The organism is Paenibacillus sp. OAS669 (genome assembly GCF_014873645.1).
GTDB lineage: Bacteria > Bacillota > Bacilli > Paenibacillales > NBRC-103111 > Paenibacillus_S > Paenibacillus_S vulneris.
The window spans coordinates 106,515-119,864 of record NZ_JADBDR010000016.1 but is presented as its reverse complement, the minus strand read 5'-3'; the positions used below and the strand labels follow the sequence as shown (position 1 = coordinate 119,864).

The following is a 13,350-nucleotide window of genomic DNA, read 5'->3' as shown; positions in this document are numbered from 1 at the left end:
TGTTCACGTGAACATAGATAAATGCTCTCCAGCCTGTTATAATTTTATTAGCAAAACCAAGTCTAAAAAATGAAGCTGGAGGTTCCATGATGAAGCTTTCCGTATTTACTGTCGTTACACCGGACCTATCCCCTGAAGAATTAGCTGCAGCTGCCAAAGAAGCAGGAATTGACGGCATCGAATGGCGCTTTAAAGAAGTTCCAGAGGAATTTAAAAATGAAAAGCCTTCCTTCTGGCGCAACAATCTGTGCTCGATCGATCCGTCCGCTACGGATGAAGAGATTGAGCGTTTTGCACGCGTAGCCCGTGAGCATGGCCTGCAAACGATTAGCGTTACGCCTTATTTGAAGGCCGGAGATATTGAAGCTACGGAGCGTGTCCTTCAGGTAGCCCAAAAGCTGGGTGCCAAAGTGATCCGCGTCGGCGTACCTAACTATGACCGCTCGACTCATTATAATGAGCTGTTCGATCTGGAGGTTCGTTATTTGGAGGCGGTAGAGCCGCTGGCCAAAAAATACGGCGTCAAATGTCTCGTCGAGACTCATCACAACACGATCATCGCTAGCGCATCCGCCGCGCTTCGTTTGGTGAGCCGCTTCGATCCGAATCATATCGGCGTACTGTTCGATCCGGGCAACATGATTCATGAAGGATATGAGAACTTCCGCATGGGAATGGAGCTGTTGGGACCTTATCTGGCTCATGTTCATATTAAAAACACAGGCTGGAAAAAGGCGGATGTACGTGAAGACGGATCGCAAGCCTGGACTTCCTACTGGGAGCCGAATCTGGAAGGTATCGTGAACTGGAAGCAAGTGCTTGCCGATCTGAAAGCGGTAGGCTACGACGGCTACCTGGGGGTAGAGGATTTCAGCGGCAAATATGGCTCCAAGGAATTGCTTAAGCAATACGGAGAAGAAGTTCGCAGCATTTTGGCCTCCATTTAATAAATGTGCAGCAAGCCCGCTGCCGGTAGATGCCGGCTGCGGGTTTTTTCATATGATTTCGGGGTTCTCCACAAAGCACCTTATTCAGCTTAGATACCGAAGGCGTCTGCTTCTTGGGTTTGTTTTGGTTTTTTGGGAAACGATGATAAGATAGAGGCATAATTCGAAGGGGAAAAGGAGTCTGAACGAGTCCGATGAATCCTGTTGCCAAATTGCTCATTATCGGCGGCGCGGTCATGATTGTCGCAGGCCTGCTCTGGGCGGTCGGAAGCAAGTACTTGCAGCTGGGCCGGCTGCCCGGCGATATTGTCGTGGAGAAGGAAAACTTCAAGTTTTATTTTCCTGTCGTGACCTGCATCGTCATCAGCGTCGTTTTGTCACTCATTATGTATGTGATTCGATGGTTTTCGAAATGAGTGGAGGATGCGGCGGAATACATGGAATACCGAGAACGGCGCTCACCATGGAGGTTGAGCGCTGTTTTGCATGATCAGGCGGAGAAAGCGGGTTAAATAGATGTTGTTATGTGAAAATATTCACAATAAAACAAAAACAGGGAATAGTTTACTTGAGGGTAAATAGAGGGATAGAAGCTAGCATCATTTTGATGAAAATCCTTTCTATTATCGTCCTTAGTAGAATATAGATTAGTAGACAACGGTTATCCGAGGTGAAAATCTTATGATTCGTATACGCAACAATCCCACATCGAGCGGCAGGCCTCGCAGCGGCCTGCTGCTCGTGCTCGCGTGCAGCCTGCTGACGGCATCGGCAGGCTGCACCGCCAAGCCCGACGCCGCGCCGCCCGGCGTCGATGCCGGCTCCGCCGCCGCCGTGACCCAGCCTCACGGCGGCGGCGAGACGAACCTGCCGACTGCGGCGCAGCAGTCGGCGGGGTACCGCTTCCCGCTGACAGGGGCTGTCAGCGGGAAGCCAGTCCATGACCGCCCGGTGGTGGTCATGGTGGAGAATGCGCCGCAGGCCCGGCCGCAAAGCGGACTCGATCAGGCCGATCTCGTCTACGAGATCCTGGCCGAGGGCGAGATCACGCGGTTTGTGGCCGTGTATCAGGCCCAAGCGCCGAAGGTGATCGGGCCGGTGCGCAGCATCCGGCCGTATTTCGTCCAGCTCGGCGAAGCGCTGGACGCGGTCATCGTGCATGCGGGCTGGAGCCAGGATGCTATGGACCTTATCGCCGAGCATAAGCTGGAGCATCTTGATGAGGTATACGGCGACGGAGCCTATTATTGGCGGTCCAGCGACCGCAAAATGCCGCACAATCTGTACACCAGCATGGACAAAATCCGCCAGGGCATAGCGAATAAAAAATTCCGCACGGAGTGGAAGGAAGCAGGACTCTCCTACGCTTTTGCGGCAGGGAAGCCGGAGCTTGCCGCCGGCGGTAAGCCAGCCACGAAAGCAACGATTCACTATATTCGCGGGTATAATGTTTCCTACGAGTATGACGCCGAGAGCGGCTTGTACAAACGGTTCATGGAAGGGAAGCCCCACAATGACAAGGAAACGGGCAAGCAGCTGACCGCCGCCAATGTCCTTGTATGTGAGAGCAAGCATCAGGTGCTCGATAACGAGGGACGCCGCGATGTTGATGTAACAGGCCCGGGCAAGGGATATTTGCTGCAGGCCGGACGGATGAAAGAAGTGACATGGGAGCAGCACAACGGGATGATCCGGGCCTTCTCGGAGGGCAAGGAGCTTGCGATGCTGCCCGGCCAGACCTGGATACAAGTCATCCCCGAAGGATGGGGAGTGGATACGCAATAATATGATTGAATATTTCAAAAATAATGATTGAATCCATCATAAATCTGCGTTATGATTGCCTCGTGAAGATGTTATCCAACGTTGAATAAAGGAGAGGATTCGGTTGGCTAATGAAGTGTCAGTGCCGCTTTCCGCGGTGTTAATAGGAGCGGGACAGCGATGTATGATCTATGCTTCCTATGCGGAGAAGCATCCGGAGCAGCTATGTATTGTCGGTGTCGTGGAGCCGGATGCCGAGCGGAGGAAGCTGGCGGCAGCGCGGTTCGGCATTGCAGACGACCGTTGCTTCGATACGGTGGAGCAGTTAGCAGCGCTTCCCCGCATTGCGGATGCGGCTATTAACGGAACGATGGACGAGCTGCACGTGCAGACGACCATTCCGCTCCTTAGAGCCGGATACGACGTCCTGCTGGAAAAGCCGATCGGCGTAACCGAAGAAGAGGTTATGGAGCTCAAGCGCACTGCCGATGAGCACGGGCGCACGGTCATGATCTGTCATGTGCTGCGTTACGCTCCTTTTTATACAGCAATTCGCGAGCGGATTGCCGCCGGAGAGATCGGGGAAGTGGTGAACATCCAAACCTCCGAGCATGTCAGCTACCACCATATGGCCGTATCCTTCATCCGCGGCAAATGGGGATCCCAGGAGCAATGCAAATCGTCCATGCTCATGGCCAAATGCTGCCACGATCTTGATTTGATTACCTGGCTGAACGGAAATGCACGGCCGGTCAAGGTCAGCAGCTTCGGAAGCCTTTCCCATTTCCGTTCCGATAAAGCTCCGGAAGGAGCGGGAACCCGCTGTCTGACGGATTGCCGGATTGAAGAATCCTGTCCGTATTCGGCCAAGAAAAATTATATTGACCAGGGCCGCTGGGGCTTTTACGTGTGGAACAACCATCACTTGGGGGCGAAGCTGACCACCGAGGAGAAGCTGGAATCGCTGCGCACCGATAATCCGTACGGGCGCTGCGTATGGCATTGCGACAATGACGTTGTGGACCGTCAATCCGTCATTATCGAATTCGATAACGGCAGCACCGCCTCGCATAACATGATCGGCGCTACCCCCAAGGCCTGCCGAATCCTCCATATTATAGGTACGAAGGGCGAAATCGAGGGGGTTATGGAGGACGGGCATTTTGTCGTCCGCCATCCGGATCCGAGACCGGGACAGGGCTATACCGAGGAGCATGTGAATATTAACATCACCGATGACGGGCATGGCGGTGGTGATTTAAGGCTTGTCGAGGATTTTGTCAAAACGCTTCGCGGTGACCAATCCTCCGTCATGTCGACGACGCTCGATCAGTCCATTTCGGGCCATACCATCGGATTTGCCGCCGAACGTTCGCGGCTTGAGGGACAGGTCGTATTCCTATAGCTGTTTTTTGTAATATAAATGAAATCTATTTTTCATCTTAGATTAATGTTGCAAGCCTATAATAATAAACGACCCCCCTTTTCATATAAATACATTGGATAAGATCCGCAGCCACCGTTTGGTATGCGGGTCTCTTTTTGTTTATTTAGTCCAAGGGCATCTTCACATCCGAGCTTCTCTTGCCCGGAAGGATACTGCAATAATATCCAGTTTGGAAGTATAATAAAGAGGAATATTGGAAGTGTTAGAAGCTAACCAATGACACTACAGCCGAGCCTGGAAAGGGAGAATAGGATGAAGAGACTGGATGATATTCATCTTCGCGATCCGTTCATCTTGCCCGTAGAGCAAGAACGGAAATATTATTTATACGGCACCTCGGGGGAAACCGCATGGTCCGGGAAGCCGCAGGGCTTTGATGTCTACATAAGCGATGATATGGTGAATTGGGAAGGGCCTTACCCTGCGTTTCGGCCTGAGGCCTCATTCTGGTCGGACCGTCATTATTGGGCTCCCGAGGTTCATGAATGGAAAGGCAGCTACTATATGTTCGCAAGCTTTAAATCAGAGGAACGCTGCCGCGCGACGCAAATTCTTGTATCGGAACGTCCGGAGGGCCCTTATAAGCCGCATGGCAGCGGCCCTGTGACACCCGAGGATTGGGAATGTCTTGACGGCACGCTATATGTGGACCGGTCCGGAGATCCCTGGATCGTGTTCTGTCACGAATGGGTGCAGGTTAAGGACGGTGAACTATGCGCCCTGCGGTTGTCCCCCGATCTGACCGAAGCACAGGGTGAGGTCATGACGCTATTCAAGGCCAGCGAGGCTCCCTGGGTAAAGCCGGTCCGGGATGGGGACACGTACGTAACGGACGGCCCGTTCTTCTACAGCTCCAGAACAGGCGAGCTGCTGCTCCTATGGTCCAGCTTCGGGGAGCAGGGCTACGCAATAGGGGTTGCTCGTTCTTTGAACGGGGATATCAGCGGCCCCTGGGTTCACGATCCGGAGCCGATTTACCGGAAGGACGGCGGACATGGGATGCTGTTCCATGGCTTGCTGGGCGGGTTGATGCTCACGATTCATCTGCCGAACAACAATCCGAATGAGCGGCCTCATCTATTTCCTGTAGAAGATTGCGGAGACACACTCAAGGTAGGGGCCGCGATCGTCTAGCCGTTAAAAAGTATGCAGACCCTCAGGAAGCCTGAAGATACTTTCTTATTCGTAGTATCCTTCTGTGGATTTGCGTAATTGGTTGAATTGATCCGCATCATGCCCGAACCATACTTGGGAATTCGTTCGGGCAGCAAGCGTGCGGACTTTCTCAACCGAGTTCCGGTAGCCTATCAAATCGTATAAAATGCCTGGCGGCTTGACGGGGGGACCGTAGCTCTCCGCCGTATAGATGGTATCGGAAGCGAGGATGATCCCGCCTGTTTCCGGCATATCAATGTGCAGTCCTAACATGCCCCAGGCATGGCCGCTGCCAAAGTTCATAACCCTGATGCCTTCTGCCAGCTCCAGGTTGTCTTCATTGCGTTTGACGGTCCGCCACTGCAATTGGTTTTTGATCCAAGCATCGATGTCCGCCCATACATAGGCACCTTCTTTTTCGTTGCGAGCATAGCTTTGCAGCGCGCCATTCAGCTCATCTTCATGGACGATGATCGTAGCGTTCGTGAAGATCTCCAGGCACCCGGCATGATCCAGATGCAGATGGGAGGCAACGACGTACTTGATTTCCTCCGGTCTGATTTGGAGCTGTTCCAGCCGATGATGCAGGTAGCATTCCTCGCTCGCTGCCCAAGGGGACATTTGCTGAGTAGATTGGGCCCAGCGTCCTTCGCTGCCCATTGAATTCGGGTTGCAAGCCGTATCGAACAAAATTTTTCCTTCCGGGTGATCGATCAATACCGTATAGATCGGAAATTCTACGAATTGTGCCGGTGGATTAGGATTGCTGACCGTAGCTGGATTATGCATGGCGATAATCCAGTTTTTATCCATTCTCATACGTCCGTTATCCATCACATACAGCTTTGGGCGGGCTTTAATAATATTCGGCATGTTCATTTCCTCCTTTTTTTAACCTTTACTAGACATACAATAATACATAAACTAAACTTAAGTAAGTAGGCACTTTAAGGTGTCCTGGGAACTTTGAAGTGTACAGGAGGGGGACCATTTGACATCTTCAGCCAAGACAAAACAACCCGATATCTCGTTGGCGGTATGCGGGTACAGCAGAGTTCTTGAAATCATTTCTAACAAATGGACGGCACTTGTCATTTATGCATTGGAAAACGGAAGCATTCGATACGGAGAAATGGAAAGAAGAATCGACGGTATTTCCAAAAAAATGCTCACTCAAACGCTGCGGAAGCTGGAATGGAACGGGCTGGTCCAACGCCATATTACACCAAGCGTACCCCCAACCGTTGAATATTCGCTCACTCCTTTAGGGGATAGCTTGCTTCAACCGATGAGAGAGCTAAGACAGTGGGGTAGGGAAAATTACTGGCATGTCGAAGCGGCAAGAGCCAATTATGAGCAAACATAAGGCTGTAGGCAATTACTTATAACAGCAACAGACCTTCCTTATAGCAGGAAGGTCTGTGTTTTTTCTCTCGATAGGGAGGTCCCGCCTGAGCTGCGACACAATACGTCGAAAATCCCCCCAGACTGCTTTTATCTAAGCCCCCGTGAACGTTTATTTCTTCTCCTTCAGCATGCCGGAATGCAGCAGCTTGAGCTGGATATCGATTCCATCCAGGGAGTTCTTGTCTAAAGCGAGCTGATCCTCCGACATCCTTTTCCAATCCTTATAATGCTGGAGGTAGAGGGCATATTGGAGCTGAAGGACATCGGCATGGATAGCGATTCCCTTTTCATAAGTGAACCGGATTTCGTTCTCCATCATTTTTTTGGCTGCGGCAACAAGCTCCTTTTCCGGCGTATCGCCGAACAATTCCACGACATTCCCCTGCAATGAAATCCGCAGATGATATTGGGGACGGCCTGACGCCTGCTTTACATCAATATGGACCAACGGATCCTCGAGCGATACGACTCCAAGTAATTTTCCGTTCTCTTGCACTTTCAGCGGGGAACGGACCGTATTTCCGATAACCCAGCGAAGCCCCTTCAAATCTTCATGCTTTAAGGCTCCTTTGATTTTTTTGCCGCTCATGATGAATGCCCCGTCCCAGGTCAGCTTCGGGTCCGGTTTTTCGGATTTTTCCCATTGGTCCGGATTGATAGAAAGGATAGGCAGAATCACGGTTCTTGCGGGCTCGTTGTAATCCCCCAAGAAAGTCATGTACTGAAGCGGAAGTATCCAGGAATGCTGCATATAGTTGGCGGCCGGCGAATGTGAAATCGTATCGCGGGGAGACAGATTAAAGAAAGCGGGCGCGTTCATGATTTCGGTTATAGGCTGCTTGGTCGCGAACACCCATGGGGTAAGCCGAATTTCCCGAAATCGGGTCAGAGCGTCCACATACCCTCCCGGCCATTGCTTGAGTGCCTTCTCCCCGATAAAGATAGTAGTTACGTGACTCCATACCATTCTTTGCTGTGCCGTATTATAAAGGTCATTCATGGCCAGGTTCAGCGATTCTCCTATTCCTTTGCCGACCCAGGTCTTTGTCCCTCCCCTGCTCTCAGGGCTTTCCTGCTTCGCAATTGCGGAAAATTCCAGGAGCTGCGCATAAACGACGTAATTCGGTTTCTCGTAATCCAGCCCGATGGCGGAGATATAATTGATCTTTTCCACATTTTGGGCATCCCAGCAGCCGGTGATGAGCGCCATGCCGACAAGAAGAGCTGCCATGATCGGTATCCGTTTCATTCCTTACTCGTACCTTCCCGGGTGGAATCGATAGTCTCCAGCATCCCCGGCCTGCTTTTCTCAGCGCTCCATGGAAGTGCCAGCAGGGCAGGAATCAAGCCCCGGAAGGTAATAGGAGATAAGGGGGCAAGATAGGGAAGACCGAAGGAGCGCAGACCGGACAAATAGACGACAATAAAGAACATGGAGATGAAGAAGCCGAACAACCCCAGTATCGAGGAGCACACCAGCACGAAAAGTCTGAGCACGCTCACGGTTCCGCTTAAAGACTGGTTGACCAAAGTAAAGGTGGCGACAGCGGTCACCGAGGAAGCAATCAGCATGGTGGGTGAAGCCAGTCCTGCCCGGATGGCCGCGTCCCCGATAATAAGTCCTCCCACGACGGCAATGGTTTGTCCGACGGCCTTCGGCAGCCGGATGCCGGCCTCCCGGAAGATCTCGAACAAAAACAGCATCAGTAGCGCTTCCAGCGGTGCCGAGGTGGGCAGCCCTGTACGGGAGGTTACTACGGTAGCCAGCAGCGGAAATGGGAGCTGCTCCATATTGAACGTGCTTAAGGCAACCCAAAAGCCGGGAACAAAAATGGCCACGAACAAGCCGATGAGCCTTAGCGCTCTTTCAAAGCTGACAAAGTAAAAGGTGAGGTGCAGGTCCTCCGGCGATTTGAGCTGAGACGTCAGGTTAGACGGCGCGATCAGAGCCATCGGGGAACCATCCACCAAGACGGCGAAGCGGCCCCGGAGCAGGGACTCGGCAATAAAATCGGGCCTTCCTATATAGTCGATCAGTGGAAACAAAGAATAGGACCGGTCGGATAACCCTTCCTCCAATTGGGCGCTGCTTAGAAGGGCATCGACACAGATGTTATTGAGCCGGTTGCGCGCTTCCTGGATCGTATTCGGATTGGCAATGTCGCGGATGTACATTAAAGACACCTTGGTCCGGCTCCTTGTTCCTATTTCGAAAGGCTCGTTGCACAAGGTTGGCGTCCGCAGTCTTTTACGTATTAAAGCGACGTTCGTAGAGATTTCCTCTGTGAAGGCATCCCGGGGGCCTTTGAGTGAAATTTCCGTGGCTGATTCTTCCGGATTCCTCTGCGGGATCTGCGGAATAGAGACGGTGTAAACCAGGGAGAGGGCTTCGAAGACAATGACAAGATGACCGCTGAACAAGCGCGTAAACAGGCTCTCGTCCGACCGTATCGATTCCAGCTGGAGCAGGCCGCCCAAATGATCCGTGATGGTCTCCCACTTCGAATGCTCCTTGATGCAGACGGTGACATTGGGGATGACCCATTCTTGCAGCTGTTTGGAATCGATCATTCCTTCGCAATAGACGAAAATGACCTTGGGGCAAGCCGGATTGGAATAGGTATGGGCGGTAATGCATATATCATCGGAATGGGCGAAATAGGAGCGAAGCGTCTGCTCATCCCAGCGTGTCAGCATCTTGGAGGGCTTGCTTCGGGTTAAAGGGGACGTTGTACGCCTGTCTTCCAGCCTGCTGCGTATCCAATGAAGAAGGTTCATAGGCTTCGTCCTTTCTGCCTGCTTTTTAGAGCGACAAGGGTAATAAGAACAAGCGAGATCACAAGTGCCGCGTAGAAGGTTATCGCGTAATAGTTGTGAATGTAGGCGACGAAAGTCATGTCGCTGACCGGCAGCATACATAGAATAAACAAGCATAAGCTGATCAGATTAATCGATAATTGGCGTCGCCGGGGCAGTCTGATCTGGAACAGCTCGACGATCAGAAAGATCGATAGCGCGATGCGGATGAAGCTTCCGGAGAGCCACTGATAGATAGAGAAAAAGTCGACATGGGCGATGTACTCGCCAATTGTGACGAGCCTCCACTGCTCATAGGCAGGGTAGCGCAGATTGGCGGCCTCCTCCGGGCCGAAGGCGGCAATCGAGCCTGTCAGCGGGCCTAGAGTCAACCCGCAAATGACGGAGAGCAGCGCAAATAAATGGCCCCATTTGAGGGGACGGCTTAATAAATGCTGCATAAACAAGATGATGATCAGCTCGATAAATCCGCCGCCAATATAAATCGTGCATTGGGCAATGGCGGACAGTTGGCTTGTCATCATCGGAAACAGCAGATTATATCGCTTATATTGAAAGTTAGCGGCCATGACGAAATAACCGAGCACGATGACCATGGGCAGAAGGATGCCCGCCGCAATCGCAATGGATTGGATGCCTTTGCTAGCGGTATAACAGCTGAGCAGAATCAGAGCGGCAGCGATAATGATTACCGGAGTTTGGGGTAAATACGTTACTTTGGTCCAGGTCACCGTTTCTTTCAGCGAAATGAAGGCGATGCACCCTATATAGATAGCGGCTGCCAATTGTATGAGCCGTGTAAACCAGACTCCCGTATGGTTCTTGAGCCAATCGACAAGATTCGCTTGCCTTGTTTTTTTTGTTATGGCAAAAGGGATCCAAATCCAGGCTGCGAACAGGATGAAGGCGGCAATGACGCTGATCCATGCATCCCGCTTCGCCGTTTGCAGAAGCAGGGGAATGACGGTAACATGATTGGCAAGACCGACGGTCATGGTTAGTAGGATGCTTAGCTGCAGTATGGAAATTTGGTTGGACGAATTCATGTTGTTCAGCTCAGCCCCCTTATTCTCCCCTTAGAAGTGATACCCAAAAAAGGGATGTTTTACACCGGGAATTTGTCGAATGAGGTCAAAATAAATCTTTGATCAAAGCAGCAATGACCCGCAGGAGGGCATTTTTTTAAAAATGCCTCCTACGGGTCACCGAATCGGAGTTAAGGCTATTGTACTTCTATTCCTGCCCCCACCTTTTCAGGCAGCAGCTCAGTTGGCCCACTTTCATTTTGAACAAGCAGGGCTCATCGCTTGCTTTACAGCATTCACCCGTATGGCTCTTCCAACCTTACCATGGTGTTTCCGTTTTATGTTCGATAACCGGCAAAATTTTTGGCTCAAGAGCTTTTTTCATTTGTTCCTTTGAAGGATGGCTCTTAGGGATTTCCCCATTTTGTTCAGCTTGAATCTGTCCTTCAGCCTGCGTATTTGCAATCACATCAATCACTTGCTGTTTAGAGACATGCTTAGATGCTGCAATTTCAACAACAGATTGCCCTTTTGCCAATTGCTGCTTTAATTCTGCTGGGCTCATGTTTAGCAAAGAAAACAGGCTTTCATCGTTCAAAAAGGCATCAGCAGTATAATCGGGCTTGCCATTTGTGGAGAAGAAGCCCTCTACTTTTATGCTTGAAGGTGCAGTCTCACCGCCGATCAGAGAAATACTGATGGTATTGCCCTGGACAAAAGCCTGGTAGAATGGCGCTTTCGATCCCTTTTTGGTGTAATTTAACATCCATGTTTTTTGTTCCGGGTTCTCCATTTGCTCCATAGCAAACTCATACTCACCGATGCTGCCGTACATTTTAGCAATAAGATCATCTACCTTGGTCTTGATTTCCTGATCCGTTAAAGCAGTGAGCGGCTTCTCCTTAGGCTCCCAATTCTCTTGAATCACGTGCTCGATTGCACCCGTAACCGCATTGGTATGAAGAGTAATCCTTTTGCCAGTTCCACCTTTTTCCTGCAATGTGATACTGGTTTGGACACCTTGAACGCGGCTTGCATCGATAATCTCAAACGATTTTGTTACGGGCAATGCGCTGTACAGCTTCTCAAGTGCTGCTTTGCCAGCCTCATCCACCTTGACTTGTTCCGTAGTCATGGGTGTTCTAGTAAGCATTTCAATCAGGGGAGGGGCCGCGAAAGCTGCAGTTGGAATCAAAATCGCAGCCGCAGCGATTCCGCTAATAAGTCGTTTTTTCATAGATAGTTCTCTCCTTTTTCGTTGCAAATATTGAGCATAGGATTGTTCTATACGTTTGGATATGGCCGGTGGGCATTCCATCGCTTCTGCTGCTTGATGCAGATGTTCACGGATTTTGCGTTCCATAGTCATGGAGCTGTTCCATCCTTTCCGGGGGGAGATTCCCTACATGTTTTCGAAGCGCCTGAAGGCCAGCATGATATCTGGACTTGACTGTACCCAGCGGAATATCGAGCAATACTGCGATTTCCTCAAGAGTATAGTCATGGAAAAAACGGAGGATAGTCACCGTTCTTTGTTTGTCGGTCAGTTTTTGGAGTGCCTGTGATATCTCTTGGTTAGTCCCCTCCGTCACCACAGTGGGGTGATCCCAATGATGCTCTTCCCGGGAGAAGATACGGATGCGTTCAAAAATTCGGAATCTCCGCCATCCCTTGACTCGAAATCTCTGCACTTGGCGGATGACCAATCCGTGCAGCCAGAAGTGGAAAGGACGGTTCATATCATAGCTGGCAAGCGAGGTCCACATTTGCATATAGATCTCGTTCATGATGTCTTCCCGATCCTGCTGGTGATCCACCAGAAAGGAGACTGTGCGATAGACGTCCTGATAGGTGGCGTCATACATCGCTTGAAACGCCTGTTGATCACCATCCTTCACTTTGGCGAGTAATTCGTACATGTATTCACTTTGCATTCAGAGGGCCCTCCTGAGTAAGCAGCTTACACCCTATATTGTCTCTGTATCCCAAAAAGGTTCGGTTCTATTTAGTTTTTAGTTTAGGTTATATTCCACTGCTAATAAATATGGAAAAAAGATCAGAAGCTTTACTTGACTTCAAAAGTTAATTAGTGTTAATTTATTGATATGAGTTAACAAAACTTTGGAAGGAATTCATGATGGCAGAACAAAACGCTATACCATTGCGGGAGCTCAAGAAAGCCCGGGCTAAGCTGGCCTTGTACGAAGCGTGTCTGGAGCTTATCGGAGAAAAATCGTTTCGCGAGGTCTACTTGGAAGACATTTGCCGTAAGGCGGAAATATCGAAGGTCACCTTTTTTAAATTTTTTCCGCAAAAGGAGGATGTGCTCGTTTATTACATGCGGGTCTGGCTGACAGACCGGATGATCGAGCTGGCGGAGAAGCCGAAGCGGGGATTTGCGGCGCTGCGCCATATATTCGCTGACGTGGCAGAACGCTCGAAGAAATGGCCCGGCCTGATGCTAAGCTTGATCAGCTTCTTGTCCGAAATGAAGATGCATCCGTGCATGCCGGAGCTTAGCGAAGCCGAAATTTATTTGCTGTTTCCCGAGCATAGGGAGATTGGCCGGCAGGATCCGAACCTGTTCGAGCTGTTTCGGCAGTTTGTAGAAGAAGCCCATGCAGATGGACAATTAAGAGAAGGCATAACGCCGGGTATGGCCGTACAAATGGCGTTTACGATTTTTTACGGGGCGTTTCTAACCGCGCATTTGTACCGGTCCAACGATGTAATGGGAGTATATGAGGCTCATCTGAAGCTATTAATGCGAAGTTAAGCTATAGAATAA

The 13,350-nt window shown here is 50.6% G+C and carries 13 protein-coding genes; 7 read left to right on the top strand and 6 right to left on the bottom strand.

Going from position 1 to position 13,350, the window contains the following annotated elements; genetic code table 11:
• Positions 1–89 precede the first annotated feature (89 nt).
• From GGC63_RS27765 to GGC63_RS27745, 5 genes are all read left to right on the top strand, one after another.
• The gene (locus GGC63_RS27765; RefSeq protein ID WP_192705132.1) at positions 90–947 is read left to right on the top strand and encodes a sugar phosphate isomerase/epimerase family protein; all 858 of its coding nucleotides are present in this window, start codon (positions 90–92) and stop codon (positions 945–947) included.
• 194 nt (positions 948–1,141) lie between these two features.
• A complete protein-coding gene (locus GGC63_RS27760; protein ID WP_079914067.1) occupies positions 1,142–1,363 on the top strand; it encodes a DUF2905 domain-containing protein in 222 nt (73 codons plus the stop codon).
• A gap of 265 nt (positions 1,364–1,628) precedes the next feature.
• Positions 1,629–2,732 carry a DUF3048 domain-containing protein gene (locus GGC63_RS27755; protein WP_192705072.1) on the top strand — a complete coding sequence of 368 codons (1,104 nt, stop codon included), beginning with the start codon at positions 1,629–1,631 and terminating at the stop codon, positions 2,730–2,732.
• Positions 2,733–2,835: 103 nt separating this feature from the next.
• Positions 2,836–4,116: a Gfo/Idh/MocA family protein gene (locus GGC63_RS27750; RefSeq protein WP_225948548.1), complete on the top strand. Its 1,281-nt coding sequence runs from the start codon at positions 2,836–2,838 to the stop codon at positions 4,114–4,116.
• A 294-nt stretch (positions 4,117–4,410) separates the two neighbouring features.
• The gene (locus GGC63_RS27745; RefSeq protein ID WP_192705071.1) at positions 4,411–5,292 is read left to right on the top strand and encodes a glycoside hydrolase family 43 protein; all 882 of its coding nucleotides are present in this window, start codon (positions 4,411–4,413) and stop codon (positions 5,290–5,292) included.
• Between the two features lie 45 nt (positions 5,293–5,337).
• On the opposite strand, the gene GGC63_RS27740 is transcribed toward GGC63_RS27745, so the two are convergent.
• A complete protein-coding gene (locus tag GGC63_RS27740) occupies positions 5,338–6,186 on the bottom strand; it encodes an N-acyl homoserine lactonase family protein (protein ID WP_192705070.1) in 849 nt (282 codons plus the stop codon).
• A 118-nt stretch (positions 6,187–6,304) separates the two neighbouring features.
• Here GGC63_RS27740 and GGC63_RS27735 point away from each other — a divergent pair, with 118 nt between their 5' ends.
• Positions 6,305–6,679 carry a winged helix-turn-helix transcriptional regulator gene (locus GGC63_RS27735; RefSeq protein WP_192705069.1) on the top strand — a complete coding sequence of 125 codons (375 nt, stop codon included), beginning with the start codon at positions 6,305–6,307 and terminating at the stop codon, positions 6,677–6,679.
• A gap of 150 nt (positions 6,680–6,829) precedes the next feature.
• On the opposite strand, the gene GGC63_RS27730 is transcribed toward GGC63_RS27735, so the two are convergent.
• The 5 genes from GGC63_RS27730 to GGC63_RS27710 form a co-directional block, all read right to left on the bottom strand.
• Entirely contained in the window at positions 6,830–7,969 is a 1,140-nt protein-coding gene (locus GGC63_RS27730; RefSeq protein ID WP_192705068.1) for a Ger(x)C family spore germination protein, read from the bottom strand.
• The gene (locus tag GGC63_RS27725; protein WP_192705067.1) at positions 7,966–9,498 is read right to left on the bottom strand and encodes a spore germination protein; all 1,533 of its coding nucleotides are present in this window, start codon (positions 9,496–9,498) and stop codon (positions 7,966–7,968) included. The genes GGC63_RS27730 and GGC63_RS27725 overlap by 4 nt, the downstream gene beginning before the upstream one ends.
• Positions 9,495–10,583 carry a GerAB/ArcD/ProY family transporter gene (locus tag GGC63_RS27720; RefSeq protein WP_192705066.1) on the bottom strand — a complete coding sequence of 363 codons (1,089 nt, stop codon included), beginning with the start codon at positions 10,581–10,583 and terminating at the stop codon, positions 9,495–9,497. Before GGC63_RS27720 ends, GGC63_RS27725 begins: the two co-directional genes overlap by 4 nt.
• A gap of 298 nt (positions 10,584–10,881) precedes the next feature.
• The gene (locus GGC63_RS27715; RefSeq protein ID WP_192705065.1) at positions 10,882–11,931 is read right to left on the bottom strand and encodes a hypothetical protein; all 1,050 of its coding nucleotides are present in this window, start codon (positions 11,929–11,931) and stop codon (positions 10,882–10,884) included.
• On the bottom strand, positions 11,906–12,496 hold the full coding sequence (locus tag GGC63_RS27710) for a sigma-70 family RNA polymerase sigma factor (RefSeq protein WP_192705064.1): 591 nt from the start codon (positions 12,494–12,496) through the stop codon (positions 11,906–11,908). The genes GGC63_RS27715 and GGC63_RS27710 overlap by 26 nt, the downstream gene beginning before the upstream one ends.
• A gap of 203 nt (positions 12,497–12,699) precedes the next feature.
• Between GGC63_RS27710 and GGC63_RS27705 the strand changes: the two genes are divergently transcribed.
• Positions 12,700–13,338 (top strand): TetR/AcrR family transcriptional regulator, encoded by a 639-nt coding sequence (locus GGC63_RS27705; RefSeq protein ID WP_192705130.1) that lies wholly within the window; start codon positions 12,700–12,702, stop codon positions 13,336–13,338.
• Positions 13,339–13,350 lie beyond the last annotated feature (12 nt).

Excerpts from the sequence above, each read along its gene's own strand:
- GGC63_RS27705 (WP_192705130.1), top strand. The coding sequence starts at position 12,700 with ATGGCAGAACAAAACGCTATACCATTGCGGGAGCTCAAGAAAGCCCGG.
- GGC63_RS27765 (WP_192705132.1), top strand. The coding sequence starts at position 90 with ATGAAGCTTTCCGTATTTACTGTCGTTACACCGGACCTATCCCCTGAA.
- GGC63_RS27725 (WP_192705067.1), bottom strand. The coding sequence starts at position 9,498 with ATGAACCTTCTTCATTGGATACGCAGCAGGCTGGAAGACAGGCGTACA.
- GGC63_RS27755 (WP_192705072.1), top strand. The coding sequence starts at position 1,629 with ATGATTCGTATACGCAACAATCCCACATCGAGCGGCAGGCCTCGCAGC.
- GGC63_RS27710 (WP_192705064.1), bottom strand. The coding sequence starts at position 12,496 with ATGCAAAGTGAATACATGTACGAATTACTCGCCAAAGTGAAGGATGGT.
- GGC63_RS27720 (WP_192705066.1), bottom strand. The coding sequence starts at position 10,583 with ATGAATTCGTCCAACCAAATTTCCATACTGCAGCTAAGCATCCTACTA.
- GGC63_RS27715 (WP_192705065.1), bottom strand. The coding sequence starts at position 11,931 with ATGACTATGGAACGCAAAATCCGTGAACATCTGCATCAAGCAGCAGAA.
- GGC63_RS27730 (WP_192705068.1), bottom strand. The coding sequence starts at position 7,969 with ATGAAACGGATACCGATCATGGCAGCTCTTCTTGTCGGCATGGCGCTC.
- GGC63_RS27740 (WP_192705070.1), bottom strand. The coding sequence starts at position 6,186 with ATGCCGAATATTATTAAAGCCCGCCCAAAGCTGTATGTGATGGATAAC.
- GGC63_RS27745 (WP_192705071.1), top strand. The coding sequence starts at position 4,411 with ATGAAGAGACTGGATGATATTCATCTTCGCGATCCGTTCATCTTGCCC.
- GGC63_RS27760 (WP_079914067.1), top strand. The coding sequence starts at position 1,142 with ATGAATCCTGTTGCCAAATTGCTCATTATCGGCGGCGCGGTCATGATT.